Consider the following 18,089-nt stretch of genomic DNA (forward strand, 5'->3'; position numbering starts at 1 on the left):
GCAACCCCTCGTTCCCGACCGCGAACCACCACGACGCGTTCTTCGGCCCGGGTGGTGAGCGGGAACCGATCTCCGTGCACGACAATCGCGACGTGAGAGATTCCGGAGGCCCGCGGCACTACTCGCCACCCGCACCCGTCGCCGACACGACGTCTCCCGAGGCCCGCCGTGTCCACAACCGGCGTCTGCTGATCGGTACGGGTGCCGTCGCCGGTGCGGCCGCACTCGGGATCATCGTCCTGACCCTGCCCTGGATCGACCAGGGTCGGTCAGCGGCGAGTGGTCAGGTCAACGCCGCGCAGACCGGCACGCCGCCCGCGGTCGGGACATCGGAGCCGTCATCGACCCAACCGCCGCGTCCGCCGCTGGATCTCGGCGCCGCCCGACTGCCGGTGACGCAGTACACCGCGCCGCCACCTGCCGCCCCGCCGACCGCCCAGGCTGCGCCGCGACGAAGCAGGCCGGCCCCTCGTGCCCGGCCCCGCAGCATCCCCAACCCGATTCCAGGACTTCCGCCGATCCTGTTGCCCTGAGCCGGGTCTCGGACATCAGCGAACGATGACGCCGTGCTCGATCACATCGAGCACGGATTCGAAGATCGCGTCGCGATCAACCGGGATGGGTGCGGCCGCATCGAGTTCCAGGCTCACCGCACCGTGCACACACGACCAGATGGCCAGGGTCAGTTCGAACGGGTCGTCGGCGCGAATGACCCCGGCTCCCTGTGCGTACCGGACGATCTCGGTGAGCGCCCCGAGTGCGGACAGTCCTGCGTCACCACCGAGGTCGCAGTTCTCGGAGAACATCAGTCGGTAGAGCGTGGGGTTGTCCAGCGCGAACCGCCGATACCGTCGGCCCGCGTCGCGCAGTCGCCGTCGGGCATCGGAGTCGACGGCGTCGGCGGTCGTCGCCCGTAGCTGCTCGAATCCGTCGGCGACGATCACCGCCAGCAGGCCGTCCTTGCCGTCGAGGTGGTTGTAGACGCCCATCGGCGCGACACCGGCCTCGGCCGCGACGGCCCGCACGGTCAGACCGCGGACGCCCTTGTCGGCGAGGACACGATGCCCGGCGCCGACCAACGCCGCGCGGACATCAGCACCGGGGGTTCTCTTTGTTGCCACCTTGACAGCGTAGTAGAACAATGTTCTTCTTTGGTAGAACGTTGTTCTACAACACTGGTACGTCGTTCTACCGACATCCCCTGAGGAGCTCCGATGACCCAGACAAGCGCCCCGCCGATCGACGCCACGTCCGAGGCGCCGGCCGCGCGGAGATGGTTCGCCCTCGTCGCCCTCTGTCTGGCGACGCTGATGGTGATGATCGACAACACGATCGTCAACGTCGCACTGCCGACCATCAGTCGCGACCTCGCCGCGAGCAGTTCCGGTCTGCAATGGGTGGTCGACGCGTACACCCTCGCGTTCGCCGGCCTGCTGATCACCGGCGGCCACCTCGGTGACCGCTTCGGCCGTCGACGCACCCTGCTCGTCGGTGTCGTCGGGTTCGCGGCCATCTCGGTGGTGGCCGCGGAATCGGGATCGCTCGCGATGCTGATCGCGTCCCGCGTGGGTCTCGGTGTCTTCGCGGCGCTCGTCTTCCCGGCGACGCTGGCGCTGCTCACCGCGGTGTTCACCGACCCCCGTGAGCGTGCTGCGGCGTTCGGTGCCTGGGCGGCGACGACCGGTGTCGCGGTCGCTGTCGGGCCGGTGCTGGGCGGGTGGCTGCTCGAGCACTTCTCCTGGGCGTCGGTGTTCTGGGTGAACCTTCCGTTCGCCGCGGTGGTCGTCGTCGCGGTGCTGGCGCTCGTCCCCTCGGGTGGTCGCCGGCGTGATGTCGGTGCGTTCGACGTGTTCGGTCTGTTGCTCTCGGTCGCCGCGATGGGCCTGATGATCTACTCGGTGATCGAGGGCCCGAACCACGGGTGGACCGATGTCCGCACGATCGGCGGGATCGTCGTCGCCCTGGGACTGACCGCGGTGTTCGTCCGCCGCGAGATACGTTCTGCGCAACCCATTCTCGACGTCCGAGTGTTCCGCAACCGACAGTTCGCGTCGGCCTCGGCGTTGATCGCCCTGGCGTTCTTCTGTCTGTTCGGGTTCATCTTCCTGGTGACGCAGTACTTCCAGGCCGTGATGGGATACGGAACCCTGTCGGCCGGGCTGCACACGCTGCCCTTCGCGGTGGTGCTCGCGCTGGTGTCACCGCTCGCGATGGCGTTGGTGCGGTACCTGGGGGTCGCCACGGTGTCGGCCACCGGTGCGCTGATGATGGCCGCCGGTTTCGCCCTCGTCGAACTCGCCGACGCCGACTCGTCGTACTGGGGGCTGATCGTCTGGTCGATGAGCCTGATGGCCGGCGGCCTCGGTCTCATCTCCGGGCCGTGCACGCACGTCGTGATGAACGCCCTCCCGCCCGCGCAGGCCGGCGCCGGTGCGGCGGTCAACGACACGACCCGCGAGTTCGGCGGTGCCCTCGGTGTCGCGGTCCTCGGGTCGGCGTTGAGCTCGGTGTACGTGGGTGCGATGAGCGACTCGCCCTCCATCGCGGGCCTGCCCGACTCGGCGCGCGTGGCCGCCGAGACGTCGGTGATGGCTGGCATCGAGGTGGCGCGGCAGGCGCCCGTACAGATGGGTGACGCCATCCGGGTCGCGGTCGGGGACGCCTTCGTCGACGGGCTGCATCAGTCGGTGTGGATCGCGGTCGCCGCTGCCGGCGTCGCCGCGCCGCTCATGTGGTTCGGATTGCGGGAACGCCGCGACGCCGACGCGTCGGTCGGCGCCACGGAGGCGTTCATCTGACCAACCTCTCGCGGACAGACGTGCGGGGGGCCACACTGATCGACATGTGGTCGGGACGGGCGTGCGTGCTGGTGGCGATGACCGTGATGACCGCGCTCGCCTCCGGTGGTGTCGCATCCGCCGGGCCCGAGCAGTCGCGGTCGCTGGTCCCGACCGCGGCGGCCCCGGTGGTGCGGACCCAGTCCGCGGCGGTCGCCTATGCGAACGAACATCCCGACGCGGCGCCGCCGCGCAGCAATGACTTCCGATGCCGCCCGAACGCCGCGCATCCGCGCCCGATCCTCCTGTTGCACGGCACCGACTCCAGCGCGTACTCCGACTTCGGTGAGATCGCCCCGATGCTCGCCCGACGCGGCTTCTGCGTCTTTGCCATCAACTACGGTGGCCGCCCGTCGACCACGAGTTTCGGCACCGAGGACGTCCACCGCAGCGGACGACAGGTGGCGGCGTTCATCCCGCGGGTGCTCGCCGCGACCGGCGCATCGGCGCTCGACATCATCGGATACTCGCAGGGCGCCACCATCGGGCGCTACGTCATCGCCGAGCTCGGCGCGGCGCGGCAGGTGCGCAGGTGGATCGGACTGGCCTCACCCACCTACGGCAGCATCTTCTACGGGCTCGCGCCCTTGGCCCGGGTTCCCGGTCTGGTCGCCGCGGTGGGCTCTGACACCGTCAGCCCGGCCCTGGTCCAGCAGATCGCCGGGTCGGACTTCCTCCGCCGACTCAATCGCGGCGGTGACACCGTGGCGGGCGTGGACTACACCACGATCGGATCGCGCTATGACGAGGTGATCCAGCCGTACACCAACATCGCGCTGCGTTCACGGGGTGCGCGGAACATCCTGATCTCGGACCGGTGCGCCGCCGACATGGTCGGCCACTTCGGGATGCCCTACGACCGGTACGCCCAGCAACTGCTGATCAACGTCGCCGATCCAGACCATCCCGTGCGTCCGCAATGCCGTTCGGTGCCACTGGGGTCCGGCATCGCCGAGGTGGTCATCGGCGCACACTCCTAGGTGCCCGGCGGATCCGGTCAGATGTCGAGTCGCAGATCGGATCCCGCGGCGGCCCGCGAGACGCAGGTGAGCATCCAGCCGGCGGCACGCTCCGGCGGTGTCAACAGCGAATCGCGATGGTCCACCTCGCCCTCGAGGACGCGGACCCGGCACGTCCCGCAGAAACCCTGCTGGCACGAGTAGGGCACCGACGGTTGCGTCTTGCGGACTGCCGCGAGGGTCGACTCGGTCGCCGAGACCTCGACCTCGCGACCGGTGGCCGCGAGCGTCACCCGGAACGGGGACCCGTCCAGGACCGGTGGGGGACTGAAGCGTTCGAAGTGCAGCTCGACGTCGTCGATGTGGGTGAGCTCGCGGCGGATCGCGTTGAGCATCGGGACCGGTCCGCAGCAGTAGACCGCGGTGCCGGCCTCGACCCCGTCGAGGAGCTCGGCAGCGGTGGGGATCCCGCCGTTGTCGTCGGTGCGGACCGTGACGCGGTCACCGTGTGAGCGCAGGGTCTCGACGAACGGCAATGAGTCCTCGGAACGTCCGGTGTAGATCATCGACCAGTCGAGGTCGAGACGGTCGGCCGCGGCGACCATGGGCAGGATCGGGGTGATGCCGATCCCGCCGGCGACGAACCGCAGCCGTTGTGCGGGCGAGCCACGGCCCGGGAGCGCGAGCGGGAAGGCGTTGCGCGGGCCCTTGACCGAGATGGTGTCACCGACGCGGAGAGTGTCGTGGACCTCGACCGAACCGCCACCGCCGTCGGGGATGCGCCGCACCGCGATGCGGTAGTAGGTCCGGTCGGTGGGGTCGCCGCACAGCGAGTACTCACGCATCCGTCCCGACGGGAGCAGGAGGTCGAGGTGTGCACCCGGGTACCACGGCGGCAACTCCCCGCCGTCGAGCGCGACGAACCGCAGCGACACCACGTTCTCGTCCTCGGCCACCACGGTGCGCTCGGCGATGCGGACCGTGGTGACCCCGGTGTTGACATGGGTGTCCTTGGGTGCCTTGACGAACCGGCCGAGCAGCGGGTACCAGGACCGCGTCACGGCGGCGACGACCAACATGGCCGGGTCGTGTCGGAACCGTCCGTAGAGGTGCGGCGGGGTCGCCTCGGCGTCGTAGATCTCCATCGGGGCGGCCATGTCGACATCGGTGGGTACCGGGGGCATGTTCGATTCGTCGGTCGGCACGGTGATGCTCACGGATGCGCCGCGCGCGCTGCGGGCGAGGCGGCGAGGTAGGCGACAGCCTGTGCGGTGGAACCGATCTGGTCGGGGTAGAACGTCGGCTTGAAATAGCTGAAGGTGGCGAAGATGATCGACCGCAACGTGGGCAACACGCCGGCACGAGCGCCGCGTGCGTACTCGCGGATCATCCGCCAGTACGAGTACTCGATCGTGGGATCACTCTTGGCGATGAAGCGGCTTCCGCGGTTGATCAGCATCAACAGTCCGACGAGGCTGATCGCCATCGCCCGGCCGCGGCGGAGATAACCGTCGCCGAAGTAGACCGCGACATCATGCGCGACGCAGCGGTGTTCGACCTCCTCGGCCCCGTGCCAGGTGAACAGGTCGGTCATGGCCGGATCGGACCCGTGCTCGCGCCAGGTGTTGTTCAGTGCGAAGTCGCCGAGGATCGCGGTGTAGTGCTCGATCGCCGCGATCAGCCAGAGGCGCTCGACGAGATCCTTCTTGCGACGCTCCTCCGACCAGGACTGCTTGGGCGACAGGGCTTTGCGGAACAGCCACTGCATCTGTCGCTGGAACGGGCGTGGGTCGACGCCGTGGCGATCGAGGAAGTCCCACAGCACCTTGTCGTGGGCCTCGGCGTGCATGGCCTCCTGGCCGATGAACCCGCGCATGGTGGCGGCGAGCTCCTCGTCGGCGACCAGCGGCAGTGCCTCGTTGTACGTCGTCACGAACCACCGCTCACCCTCGGGCAGCAGCAGGTTCAACATGCTGATGACGTTCGACGACATCGGGTGACCCGGGATCCAGTGCAGCGGTGTCGCCTCGAAGTCGAACGCGACGTTGCGCGCGTGCAACGACACCGGTCCCGGGTCGTGCTCGCCGGGTGTGATCCGAGCGGGCTTCGAGGTGTGGGTTGACTGCGTCATGACTATCTCCTCAGACCAGATTGGTGCGGGCCATGCGTCGGGACAGGCCCGGCACGAAGCGGTATATGCGGTAGCCGACCTTGGCCTCCACCGTCACCGGGACCACCGCGCGGTTCGCGCCGATCGCCCCCAGGATGTCGGCCGCCACCCGATCGGGGGTGAACCCTCGGCGTCGATACATCCCGTTCATCTTGTCGCGCAACTGTTCCTGGCCGTCGGTGCTCGCACCGGCGAACTCGGTGGCGGAGATGATGTTCGTGTCGACGATTCCGGGGCAGATGGCGGTGACACCGATGTGGTGTTCGGCCAGCTCGGCGCGCAGCGACTCGCTGAGCAGTAGTACGCCCGCCTTCGTCGCGGCGTAGGCGCCGAGCCCGCGCTGCGGGGTGAACGCGGCGGCCGAGGACAGGTTCACGATCTGCCCGCCGAGCCCGCGCGCGACCATCGCCCGCCCGAACAGACGGCTACCGGTCGCGACCGACACGAGGTTGATGTCGACGAGTCGTCGGATCTGGGCGTCGGTCGCGTCGAGAAGCGGTCCGGCCAGGCCGATGCCTGCGTTGTTGATGACGATGTCGGGGACGCCGTGGGTGTCGGTGACCGTGTCGGCGAAGGACTCGAACGCGTCGGTGTCGGCCACGTCGAGCGCGTAGGCGTGGGCGCGTCCGCCGGTGTCGGTGATGATGCTCGCGGTCTTCTCGGCCGCGGCGACGTCGATGTCGGCGAGGACCACCTCGCCGCCCTGCTCGGCCAGTAGCAGTGCGGTCTCCCGGCCGATCCCGCTCCCGGCGCCGGTGATGACGGCGAGCTTCCCGGCGAACGGAGCGGGGGTGCCGGTCAGACGGGCGCGAGCGATCGCGGCACTCGGGGTCCCGCTCTCGAGGGACGTGATGAAGTCGCGGGTCAGCTCGGCCAGCAGCTGCGGACGTGCATACGGCAACCAGTGACCGGTGGGCAGATCACGTCGCCACAGCTGCGTCACGTAGCGGTGGGTGTGTTCGTAGATGGCGGGCCGCAACGCGATGTCGCGGCGGTTCACGATCTGGAAGACGGGTATGTCGGTCGACCGCGCGTCCGGGTGCAGCAGTCGGGGCCGCAGGTTGGCGCGGTAGTACCGCAGCCCGGAGATCATGTCGCGGTGCAGCGTGGGGGAGACGGTCACGTCGGCGGCGGCGGTGCCTTCGACGAGGTGCAGGAACTGCCGCCACACCGGGGCCCACCCGAGCAGACCGAAGAACACCTTCGGCACCACCGGCAGCTGGAACATCACGGTGTAGGCCGAGGACGCGACCTGCGTCAGAGCCGTGCCGAGGGCGGCGGGGGTAGGCCGGCGGAGTTTGCTGCGCGCCCACATCCCGAGGTGGTCGAGGTCGGGTCCCGACACCGACGTGAACGAGGCGATGCGGTCGGACGCGCCGGGGGTCGTCACGGCCTCCCAGGTCTGCACGGAGCCCCAGTCGTGGGCCAGCACGTGCACCGGGGTGTCGCTGACGGCCGCGGCGACGGCGAACAGATCGCCGGCGAGCGCCTCGAGACGGTACGGGGCGTCGCCCGACGGAGCGTCGGTGGCGCCGTACCCGCGGGTGTCATAGGCGACGACGTGGAAGTGCTCGGCGAGCAGTGGGGCCACGTGCGTCCACAGGTGATGGGTGTCCGGCCATCCGTGTACGAGGACAACGGTGGGTCTACTCGTATCGCCCAGTTCGAACACCGCCAACCGCACATCTGCGCTGGTCACGGTGCGTTCACGCCACATGGTCATCTGACATCCTTCGTTGTAACGTTTTTGAGCATAACCCACGTGGTGCGCTGACCGTGAGCTATACGCGTTACCAAAGGTCACAGATAGAAAGTCGGGGCCGCCTCGGTGGGGCCGAAACGACAATCGCCGCCGATTCACAGGGAATCGACGGCGATGGTCAGGTGGAGAGTCGTGGGATCAGGACCCCGGGCGCTTCTTTCCGGCGGCGATGCCGAAGCCGGCGGCCTTCGATGTGCCCGTCTCGGTGATCACCCGCGCGTGGGTGGCGGGAGCATCTGAGCCGTTCGTATCGGCAGACTCGTCAGACTCCGCTGACCCGTTGGTCTCCGCCGAGCCGTTGGTCTCCGCTGAGCCGTTGGACTCCGCTGAGCCGTTGGACTCCGCCGAACCGTTGGTCTCGGCCGAGCCATTGCTCGCGGGTTCGGTCGGCGTGCTCGCGGCCGGCGTGGCCGGTGCTTTGGCGGCCTGGCCCGGACGCTTCGCGGCGCCCATGCCGAAGCCCTTGGACTTCGGCTCCGGAGCGGGGGCAGACGGGGTCTCTGCCGGTGCGGCAGCCGTCTCGCTCGGTGTCGCCTCGGGCTCCGAGGCCTTCGCCTCGGTGGCCGACGCCTCGGTGGCCGACGCCTCGTCGGCAGCCGGCTCGGCGGGGGCCGGTGCCTTCGCGGGCTCGGCCGGCGCAGACGGCGCCTTGGCCGCCTGGCCCGGACGCTTCGCGCCGCCCATGCCGAAGCCCTTGGCCTTCGGTTCCGCCGCCGGTGCAGCCGTCTCGGTCGAGGCCTCCGCCGGTGCCGATGCTTCGGTCGCCGGTGCCTTCGCGGCCGGAGCCGCAGGTGCCTCGGACTTGTCTGCTGCCGGTGCCGACGCCTTGGCCGCCTGGCCCGGACGCTTCATCCCGCCGGACATGCCGAAGCCCTTGGACTTCGCCTCGGTGGCCGCGGACTTCGCCTCGACCGCCTCCGCGGAGTTCGACGATGCGGGCTCCGCCTTCGACTCGGCGGTCGAATCCTTGGCCGGCGCAGACGCCCTGGCGGCCTGGCCGGGGCGCTTGACGCCACCGCCCATACCGAGCCCGACCTTCGGCTTCGCCTTGGTCTCGGTTCCGGTGGCCTCGGCAGCGGCCTCGGCGGGAGCCGACGACGTCGTGGTCTCGGTGACCTGCTCGGCCTTGACGTCGGTGTCGTCGAGGGTTGCGGTCCCGACGGTCGCGGGACCGAGGAACCGTCCACCACGCTTGATCTCGGCGGCCCCGCGGGTCACCGACTCGAGCAGCAGTTGAGCCACGTCGACGACCTCGACCTTGTTCTCGAGGTCGGTGCCGCTGGTCTTGGCGGTGGTGCCGTCACTGAGCATCACCTTGCAGAAGGGGCAGCCGGTCGCGATCTTCTGGGGCTGCTCGCCGGAGTCGTCGAGCGTGCTCAGGGCCTCGTCGACGCGGTCGAGGTTGATCCGCTTGCCGATGGACTCCTCCATCCACATGCGGGCGCCACCGGCGCCACAGCACATGGACCGTTCGCCGTGACGCGGCATCTCGCGCAGTGCCGACCCCGACGCGGACATGAGCTCGCGGGGCTCCTCGTAGACCTTGTTGTGGCGACCGAGGAAGCAGGGGTCGTGGTAGGTCACGTTCTCCGAGACCGGCGCGACGGGGATCAGACGCTTGTCACGCACGAGACGGTTCAGCAGCTGTGTGTGGTGCACGACCTCGAACTGCCCACCCACCTGCGGGTACTCGTTGCCCAGTGCGTTGAAGCAGTGGGCGCAGGTGACGACGATCTTCTTGCGCTGCTGCGGTGCGGTGGCGAACAGCTCACCGAGGGTGTCGATGTTCTGCTGCGCCAGCATCTGAAACAGGAACTCGTTGCCCGAACGGCGAGCCGAGTCACCGGTGCAGGTCTCGCCCTCACCGAGGACGAGGAAGTTCACCGCTGCGATGTCGAGGAGCTCGGCGACGGCCTTGGTGGTCTTCTTCGCGCGGTCCTCGTAGGCGCCGGCACAACCGACCCAGAAGAGGTACTCGAAGCCCTCGAAGGTGTCGACGTCCTGGCCGTAGACCGGGATGTCGATGTCGATCTCGTTGATCCAGTTGGTGCGGTCCTTGGAGTTCTGGCCCCAGGGGTTGCCCTTGTTCTCCAGGTTCTTGAACAGACCGGCGAGCTCGGACGGGAAGTCCGACTCGATGAGGACCTGGTAGCGACGCATGTCGATGATGTGGTCGACGTGCTCGATGTCGACGGGGCACTGCTCGACGCATGCGCCGCAGTTGGTGCAGCTCCACAGGGTGTCCGCGTCGATGATGCCCCCGCCGGCGGCGCCCTCGCTCGGGCCGACCAACGGACGGGCGGCCTCGGCGCGCGCCGCGGCCGGGATCTTGTCCAACGCGGCCTGGTCGACGTTGCCCTCGGCGTCGACGAGTCCGACCTCGTCACCCGCGGCGTCGGTGCGACCACCCGCGAGCAGGTACGGCGCCTTGGCGTAACCGTGGTCGCGCAGCGACATGATCAACAGCTTGGGCGACAACGGCTTACCGGTGTTCCACGCCGGGCACTGGCTCTGGCACCGACCACACTCGGTGCAGGTGGTGAAGTCGAGCCAGCCCTTCCAGCTGAAGTCCTCGATCTTGCCCGCTCCGAACGCGTCGACGTCGGGGTCGGCCTCCTCCATGACGAGGACCTCGCCGTTCGACATCATCGGCTTGGCGGCACCGAGGGCGACCTTGGAGCCGAGTTCGCGCTTGAAGTAGATGTTGAAGAACGCGGCGAAGCGGTGCCATGCGACACCCCAGGTGATGCGGCGGCCGACGACGGCCAGCCACACCATGCCCGAGAGCAGCTTGATCGCGGCGAAGATCGACACCAGCAGCGGGCTCTCCGGCAGGATGTGCGCCACCTGCATGGTGAAGAAGTCCGAGCCGACGTGTCCGTCGCCGTAGGTCGCGATCTTGCCGGCCTTGACGAAGATCATGCCCAGGCCCTCGAGCAGGACGACGACCTCGACGAAGTAGGCGGCCAGGAACCCCGAACCGGCGAAGCGCGACAGGCGCTCCGGGCGGCGCGGGTGGTTGAGCTGCCGGATGATGATCAGCGTCACGATGCCGACGACCGTGCCGATGCCCAGCAGTTCGTCGAGCAGGTGCCACACGAAGGTGTCGCCGAAGATCGGCCAGTGGAACTCGGGATCGAAGGTCTGTCCGTAGGCCTCGAACCAGAGCAGTGATCCGACGACGAAGCCCATCATGACGAGCCAGTGCGCCCAGCCGACGGTGCGGAACTTCACCATCCGGGTGTGGGCGACGAACTCGATCATCATCTGCTTGAAACGCGGGATGACCGGGGTGAGTCGTGTGGTGTCGCGCTGTCCCTGGGCGATCGTGCGGAGCATTTTCCACACGCCGGAGAAGAACAGGGCCCAGCATCCGAGACTGATGAGGGCTGCGATGGTGCCGATGGTGATGGTGGTGGCGCTCAAGGCGTTGGGGCCTTTCTATCCAGGGCGAACGACAGCCGACGCCCAGGTGTCCTTACATAGACCGTAAGGCCTGGCCGCGGGTGCTCGCATGGAAGGTAGACCTAAGTCGCCACCTGGGGTGATGTTGGTTACCCGCGAGTAGGTTCGACCTGCCGCGACGCGTCGGATGTGACGCTCGACTCGGCGGTCTGTTTCGCCCGAACCGGAATTCTCGGACGCCCGGTGAGATACAGCGCGAACGGTGCCCGCCGGAGCCCTTCGGCGATCACGAGCGTGATCGAGACGGTGAGCAGATAGACGACGATCGTGGCCCACGGCGCCCCCAGGTGCTGCTCGAACCAGCCCTGGGTGGCGGGGCTGTCGAGGCGCGGCAGGATCAGCAACTGCAGGACGAACACGTGCGCCAGGAAGATCGCGAACGACCGGTTCGACGCGTAGCTGACGACCCTGTTGAACCGCGGCGTCCGGTCGCGGCGGTCCGACCACCGCAACGCCGTCGCGTACAGCGCGATGATCGCCATGAATATGAACGGCTGCAGCGTGGGGTTGAGCGCGAACCCGGCGAGCGACGGCGGTTGGCCGTCGGCGAGCCGCTCGGAGAAGGTGACGTAGGCGAACACACCGCTGACGATGACCCCGGCCAGGATCCACCACCCGCGTCCACGCAGCCACTCGTCGACCCGCTCCCGGTGCACTGCGGCGACCGCGCCGAGGAACACGAAGAACTGGTACGGCAGGAACGTCGAGTAGGCATGCCACCAGTTGTCGTACAGCCAGCTGCCCTGCGGCGCGCTGAGGTGGTTGAGCGTGTAGAGGATGGCGAGCTGGATGATCAGGCTCGTGGCCAGCAGCGCGATGTGGTGGTTGCGTGTCTTCCGGACGATCCACAGGATCGCCGGGAACAGCAGATAGAACTGGATGATCACGAAGATGAAGTACAGCTGGAAACCGGCTGTACCCCACAGCAACCCGTTGCGGAGCTGCTCGAACCAGAAGCCCATGTCCGACCATCCGCCGTTGGCCACCACCGAGTAGCCCCAGTAGACGACGGACCAGATCAGGTAGGGGATGACGACGAGCTTGAGGCGGCGTGGCCAGAACTGGGTGGCCTTGAAGTCGGGCTTGTCGTAGTTGCCGAACATCAGCACGAAACCGGTGAGGAAGAAGAAGGCGTTACGGGTGAAGTGGCCCCACATGCCCAGAGCGTTGGTGAGGACGCTGGTGTCGGAGTTGTTCGTGTTGGTCAGAACGTGGCAGAAGATCACCATCAGGAACGTGCTGCCACGGACGAAGTCCAGCTGATGCAGATGCCCGCGTCGGGTCTTCGCCGGCACTGCCGCGGAGACACCGGTGGTCGATGAGGTGGCGAGCGACGTCGTCATCGGCCTGCTCGCGGGGTCGCGGTCAGCATCGGGGCGACGGTACCAGCCCCCGTCGGCGACCCCCAGCGCTGTGACCTGGGCCACTGACCGGCAGCGTGCGACATCGACATTCGCCCAGCATCGCGTGCGTTCCTGTGAAAAACCTGTCCGTGCGCTGCCATCGTGCGGGGGACGGTGGGCGGCCGGGTCAGGCCGACGGTCGGGTGGACGCCGCGATCATCTGGATGATCTGCAGGAACACCGACGATCGCGGAGACACCAGGGCCGAGTGGGACTGCCCCCGCAGCAGGACGAGGCGAGCTTCTCCACGCGCCCGTTGAACGGCCGCGACGAACGACATCGACTGTGCGGGGGAGACGACCCGGTCGGCCGTGCCGTGCACGGCCGTGATGGGCATGGTCGGGTCGATGTTCTCGATCGGGTCGACAGCGCGATAGCGGTCGGGGACCTGCGCCGGAGTTCCGCCGAGGATCCGGGTGACCCGGGTGTCGCCGGTGTTCGACGCGCGCTCGAGGTTCAACGGGCCGGCCAGCGAGATGATCCGCGTGGGCTTCCACCGCGACCGCGGGTCACCGAACTCGCGGGGGGTGGCGGGATTGCGGGTGCCCACCCAGACCGCGAGCTGTGCGCCCGCGGAGTGCCCGACGAGGGTGGAGTCGGAGGTGTCGATCTCCGGGTTCAGTCGCCCGAGCGTCGGCACGTGGTCGACGGCCGCGGCCACGTCGGAAAACGTGGTCGGCCATCCGCCGCCGGAGCCGATGCGCCGATATTCGATGTTGTAGACAGCCACGCCCTGCGCGGCCAGGGCCCGCGCGATCGGTTCCATGTACGTCGTCGAATACCGCGCCGTCCATCCCCCACCGTGGATCAACACCACCAGTGGGACCGTGTTGTCGGCGTGCGTGCCCGCCGGGAGATACAGATCGCCGTAGTCCTGGCGCGGATCGCCGACCCCGGCGGGGAGGTAGGCGTACCTGTGCACGCTGATCCCGCGCGTCGCGGGGTCGTCCGACGTCGAGGTCGGCGCCGTCGTCGCCCGGTCCGCAGTCCGGGTCGACGGCCGCACACCCACGGCGACACCGGCCGCGACGATGAGCACCAATACCGCCGTGACCAGCGCAATCGTGCGTCGAGACAGTCTGCGAGTCATCGCCGCCGACTATATCCGCGCGTGGCCCGGGCTGTCCGGGCGAGGAACTCCCGTGCGGCGGGAACAGATCCGAGGGGTCACGAGTTGAACACCTCGAGAACCTTGAGCGTGCTCCACTCAACTGATTTGACGCCGACGACATCCTCGCGTAGTAGTTGAGTGGACTCCACTGAGGTTCGAGACATCAGTGGTCTGCCGGCCGAACGTCCGGCCGACGTCGTAAACGTAGGAGGTAAGAAGATATGGCTCGTGCTGTCGGTATCGACCTCGGCACCACCAACTCGGTGGTGTCGGTCCTCGAGGGTGGAGAACCCACCGTCATCGCCAACGCCGAGGGATCGCGCACGACCCCGTCGGTCGTCGCATTCGCCCGCAACGGCGAGGTCCTGGTCGGCCAGCCCGCCAAGAACCAGGCGGTCACCAACGTCGATCGCACCATCCGCTCGGTCAAGCGCCACATGGGCGAGGGTGAGTGGTCGCAGAAGATCGACGACAAGGACTACACCCCGCAGGAGATCAGCGCCCGTACGCTGATGAAGCTCAAGCGTGACGCGGAGAGCTACCTCGGCGACGAGGTGACCGAGGCGGTCATCACCGTCCCCGCGTACTTCAACGACTCGCAGCGTCAGGCGACCAAGGAAGCCGGCCAGATCGCGGGCCTCAACGTCCTGCGCATCGTCAACGAGCCCACCGCGGCCGCCCTCGCGTACGGCCTCGACAAGGGCCAGTCCGAGCAGACCATCCTGGTCTTCGACCTCGGTGGCGGCACGTTCGACGTCTCGCTGCTCGAGATCGGTGACGGCGTCGTCGAGGTCCGTGCGACCTCCGGCGACAACCTGCTCGGCGGCGACGACTGGGACCAGCGCATCGTCGACTGGCTCGTCGAGAAGTTCAAGGCGCAGAACGGCATCGACCTCACCAAGGACAAGATGGCGCTGCAGCGTCTGCGCGAGGCGGCCGAGAAGGCGAAGATCGAACTGTCGTCCGGTCAGAGCACCTCGATCAACCTGCCCTACATCACCGTGGACTCCGAGAAGAACCCGTTGTTCCTCGACGAGCAGCTCTCGCGCAGTGAGTTCCAGAAGATCACCTCGGACCTGCTCGAGCGCACCCGTGCGCCGTTCCAGGCCGTGATCAAGGACGCGGGCGTCGCGGTCGGCGACATCGACCACGTCGTGCTCGTCGGCGGTTCCACCCGTATGCCCGCGGTCAGCGAGCTGGTCAAGGAGCTCACCGGTGGACAGGAGCCCAACAAGGGCGTCAACCCCGACGAGGTTGTCGCCGTGGGTGCCGCACTGCAGGCCGGTGTGCTGCGCGGCGAGGTGAAAGACGTTCTGCTGCTGGATGTCACGCCCCTGAGCCTCGGTATCGAGACCAAGGGTGGCGTCATGCACAAGCTGATCGAGCGCAACACCACCATCCCGACCAAGCGGTCGGAGACCTACACCACGGCCGAGGATTCGCAGCCGTCGGTGCAGATCCAGGTGTACCAGGGTGAGCGTGAGATCGCGTCGCACAACAAGCTGCTCGGATCGTTCGAGCTGGCCGGCATCGCGCCTGCGCCGCAGGGTGTCCCGCAGATCGAGGTGACCTTCGACATCGACGCCAACGGCATCGTGCACGTCACCGCGAAGGACAAGGGCACCGGCAAGGAGAACACCATCCGGATCCAGGACGGCTCGGGCCTCTCGAAGGACGAGATCGACCGCATGATCAAGGATGCCGAGGCGCACGCCGACGAGGATCGCAAGCGCAAGGAAGAGGCCGAGACCCGCAACCAGGCCGAGTCGTTGGTGAACCAGACCGAGAAGTTCCTCAAGGAGAGCGAGGACAAGGTCCCCGCCGACGCCAAGGAGAAGGTCGAAGCCGCCATCGCCGGAGCCAACGAGGCACTCAAGGGCACCGATCTCGCCGCGATCAAGTCCGCGGTCGAGACCCTGTCCACCGAGTCGCAGGCCCTGGGACAGGCGATCTACGCCAACTCCGCGGCCGAGGCCGGCGCCGATGGTGCACCCGGTTCGTCTGACGGGGCCGACGACGTGGTCGACGCCGAGGTCGTGGACGAGCCCACCGACGCCGATTCCGGTGAGAAGAAGTGACGGCTGATCAGCCGGGCACACCCGAGGAGCCGGGCGATCCGGTCGACCTCGGGGAGGTGAACCCGGAGGACGTGGCCGCCGCAGCAGAGGCGGCGGCGAACGCCGAACCGGCAGAAGCCGGTGAGGCCGACGGTGCCGCCCCGACCGAGCTCACGCCGGAAGAGGCCTCGGCGGAGCCGACCCAAGAATCGCAGTCGGCCAAGGAGGCGGAGTTGCTCGCCGACCTGCAGCGACTGCAGGCCGAGTACGCCAACTACCGGCGGCGTGCCGACCGCGAACGTCAGGGCGCAGTCGAGACCGGCAAGGCGACGCTGATCAGCTCGCTGCTGCCGGTGCTCGACGACCTCGACCGCGCGCGTGCGCACGGCGATCTCGAGTCGGGACCGCTGCGTGGTGTCGCCGATAAGATCGTCGACACGCTGAAGTCGCAGGGGCTCAACACCTTCGGTGCCCAGGGTGACGCGTTCGACCCCGCGCTGCACGAGGCCGTGCAGCACGACGGTGACGGCGCGAACCCGGTCATCGGCGATGTCTACCGGCAGGGATACCGCCTCGGCGAGCGGCTGTTGCGGACCGCGATGGTCACCGTGACCGACGCTGCCGACGCGGGTGCCGGAGCCTAGCTCCGCGCCCACCACCGACGGATACCTCACATCGTCGACGCGAACTGCGACAATGGTTCGTGCCGACGATGTGAGGTCCGTCGACTTCATGACGATGTTTCTCACGTGAGGAGGTGACGCCTGATGGCTCCCCAACGCGAATGGCTCGAACAGGACTTCTACAAGGACCTCGGCGTTGCTTCGACCGCGTCGGCCGACGAGATCAAGAAGGCGTACCGCAAGCTGGCGCGCGAACTGCATCCCGACGCCAACCCCGGCGACGCCGCGGCCGAGGAGCGGTTCAAGCGGGTGTCGGAGGCGCACAGCGTCCTGTCCGACCCGGCCAAGCGCAAGGAATACGACGAGACGCGAAGCATGTTCGCGGGTGGTCGTTTCCGTGGCGGCGGTAACGGCGCCGGCGGCGGTTTCCCCTACGGTTCGAGCCCCGGCGGCTACACCACCGGACGCGGTCCGGCGGGCGGTCAGCAGTTCGACGTCGGCGATCTGTTCGGCAACGGCGGCGGCGCAGACGCCGGCAACCTCGGCGACCTGTTCGGCGGGTTGTTCAATCGTGCCCCGCGCGGTGGTTCACGCCCCAAGCGAGGCAACGATCTCGAGACCGAGACGACCCTGGGTTTCCGGGACGCCGCCCTCGGCACGACGGTGTCGTTGTCGCTGACGAGTCCGGCCCCCTGCACCACCTGCCACGGCAGCGGCGCGAAGCCGGGGACCAGTCCCAAGGTGTGCTCCACCTGCAACGGTGCGGGCGTCGTCAGCCGCAACCAGGGCGCGTTCGGGTTCAGTGAACCGTGCACCGACTGCCAGGGAACCGGTTCGCGGATCGACGATCCCTGCCCCGACTGCTCGGGCAACGGTGTCACCGTGCGTACCCGCACCATCAACGTGCGCATCCCCGTGGGAGTCGAGGACGGACAACGGATCCGGCTCGCGGGCCAGGGCGAGGCCGGTCTGCGCGGTGCACCGTCGGGGGACCTCTACGTGGTCGTCCACGTTCGTGCGGACTCGGTGTTCACCCGCGTCGGCAACGACCTCAAGGTCGAATTGCCGGTCAGCTTCGGCGAACTCGTGCTCGGCGCGACGGTGTCGGTGCCGACGCTCGACGGCAATGTCGGCGTCAAGATCCCGCCGAACACCTCCGACGGCCGCACCCTCCGGGTTCGTGGACGCGGAGTGACCAAGAGGGCCGGTGGGTCCGGCGACCTGCTCGTGACCGTGAAGGTGTCGGTGCCGTCGACGCTCGACGAGAACGCCACCGAGAAGCTGCGTGAGTACGCAGAAGCCGAGCGCGCCAGCGGGTTCGCACCCCGAGCCGGTTGGGGCGGTGCGTGATGGAGGGTCGCGAGGAGATGTTCATGATCTCGGTCGCGGCCGAGCTCGCGGGCATGCACGCCCAGACGCTGCGCACCTATGACCGGCTCGGTCTGGTCAGCCCGCAACGCGCCGCCGGCGGTGGCCGTCGCTACTCGTCTCGCGATGTCGAGTTGCTGCGCGAGGTGCAGCGGCTCTCGCAGGACGAAGGCGTCAACCTCGAGGGCATCAAGCGCATCATCGATCTGACCAATCACGTCGACGCGCTCGCCCAGCGGGTGCGTGAACTGGAGCACGAGTTGGCCGCCGAACGGTCCGCTCGCGGTCGGCGTGGGACCGAGTTGGTGCCCGTGCCCCGTACGAGTGCACTGGT

The 18,089-nt window shown here is 68.2% G+C and carries 13 protein-coding genes and 1 pseudogene; 7 read left to right on the forward strand and 7 right to left on the reverse strand.

Going from position 1 to position 18,089, the window contains the following annotated elements; genetic code table 11:
- A pseudogene (locus JHC79_RS16160) lies at positions 1 to 533 on the forward strand (hypothetical protein); the annotation flags it as partial.
- Between the two features lie 15 nt (positions 534 to 548).
- On the opposite strand, the gene JHC79_RS16165 reads toward JHC79_RS16160, so the two are convergent.
- Positions 549 to 1,121, reverse strand: a complete 573-nt coding sequence (locus JHC79_RS16165) for a TetR/AcrR family transcriptional regulator (protein WP_296392622.1) — start codon at positions 1,119 to 1,121, stop codon at positions 549 to 551.
- A gap of 93 nt (positions 1,122 to 1,214) precedes the next feature.
- On the opposite strand from JHC79_RS16165, the gene JHC79_RS16170 reads away from it, so the two are divergent.
- Both JHC79_RS16170 and JHC79_RS16175 read left to right on the forward strand, forming a co-directional pair.
- On the forward strand, positions 1,215 to 2,798 hold the full coding sequence (locus JHC79_RS16170; protein WP_296392624.1) for an MFS transporter: 1,584 nt from the start codon (positions 1,215 to 1,217) through the stop codon (positions 2,796 to 2,798).
- A 44-nt stretch (positions 2,799 to 2,842) separates the two neighbouring features.
- Complete coding sequence (locus JHC79_RS16175; protein ID WP_296392627.1) at positions 2,843 to 3,817, forward strand: alpha/beta fold hydrolase; 975 nt, start codon at positions 2,843 to 2,845, stop codon at positions 3,815 to 3,817.
- Between the two features lie 17 nt (positions 3,818 to 3,834).
- On the opposite strand, the gene JHC79_RS16180 is transcribed toward JHC79_RS16175, so the two are convergent.
- From JHC79_RS16180 to JHC79_RS16205, 6 genes are all read right to left on the reverse strand, one after another.
- Complete coding sequence (locus tag JHC79_RS16180; protein WP_296392651.1) at positions 3,835 to 4,953, reverse strand: PDR/VanB family oxidoreductase; 1,119 nt, start codon at positions 4,951 to 4,953, stop codon at positions 3,835 to 3,837.
- Between the two features lie 56 nt (positions 4,954 to 5,009).
- Positions 5,010 to 5,927 carry a metal-dependent hydrolase gene (locus JHC79_RS16185; RefSeq protein WP_296392629.1) on the reverse strand — a complete coding sequence of 306 codons (918 nt, stop codon included), beginning with the start codon at positions 5,925 to 5,927 and terminating at the stop codon, positions 5,010 to 5,012.
- A 10-nt stretch (positions 5,928 to 5,937) separates the two neighbouring features.
- On the reverse strand, positions 5,938 to 7,689 hold the full coding sequence (locus JHC79_RS16190; RefSeq protein WP_296392631.1) for an SDR family oxidoreductase: 1,752 nt from the start codon (positions 7,687 to 7,689) through the stop codon (positions 5,938 to 5,940).
- A 177-nt stretch (positions 7,690 to 7,866) separates the two neighbouring features.
- Positions 7,867 to 11,154: a heterodisulfide reductase-related iron-sulfur binding cluster gene (locus tag JHC79_RS16195; protein WP_296392633.1), complete on the reverse strand. Its 3,288-nt coding sequence runs from the start codon at positions 11,152 to 11,154 to the stop codon at positions 7,867 to 7,869.
- A 128-nt stretch (positions 11,155 to 11,282) separates the two neighbouring features.
- A complete protein-coding gene (locus JHC79_RS16200) occupies positions 11,283 to 12,620 on the reverse strand; it encodes an acyltransferase (RefSeq protein ID WP_296392635.1) in 1,338 nt (445 codons plus the stop codon).
- 103 nt (positions 12,621 to 12,723) lie between these two features.
- Positions 12,724 to 13,686, reverse strand: coding sequence for an alpha/beta fold hydrolase (locus tag JHC79_RS16205; RefSeq protein ID WP_296392636.1), 963 nt, complete (start codon positions 13,684 to 13,686; stop codon positions 12,724 to 12,726).
- A 242-nt stretch (positions 13,687 to 13,928) separates the two neighbouring features.
- On the opposite strand from JHC79_RS16205, the gene dnaK reads away from it, so the two are divergent.
- The 4 genes from dnaK to JHC79_RS16225 all read left to right on the forward strand — a co-directional run.
- On the forward strand, positions 13,929 to 15,785 hold the full coding sequence (dnaK, locus tag JHC79_RS16210; RefSeq protein WP_296392638.1) for a molecular chaperone DnaK: 1,857 nt from the start codon (positions 13,929 to 13,931) through the stop codon (positions 15,783 to 15,785).
- Positions 15,782 to 16,408, forward strand: a complete 627-nt coding sequence (gene grpE / locus JHC79_RS16215; RefSeq protein ID WP_296392640.1) for a nucleotide exchange factor GrpE — start codon at positions 15,782 to 15,784, stop codon at positions 16,406 to 16,408. The genes dnaK and grpE overlap by 4 nt, the downstream gene beginning before the upstream one ends.
- Before the next feature lie 123 nt (positions 16,409 to 16,531).
- Positions 16,532 to 17,737 (forward strand): molecular chaperone DnaJ, encoded by a 1,206-nt coding sequence (gene dnaJ / locus JHC79_RS16220; RefSeq protein ID WP_296392642.1) that lies wholly within the window; start codon positions 16,532 to 16,534, stop codon positions 17,735 to 17,737.
- 23 nt (positions 17,738 to 17,760) lie between these two features.
- Positions 17,761 to 18,089 (forward strand): helix-turn-helix transcriptional regulator (locus JHC79_RS16225; protein ID WP_296392644.1); only part of this gene is annotated, 329 nt, incomplete at its 3' end.

The organism is Williamsia sp., assembly GCF_016462415.1.
Taxonomy (GTDB): Bacteria; Actinomycetota; Actinomycetes; order Mycobacteriales; family Mycobacteriaceae; genus Williamsia_A.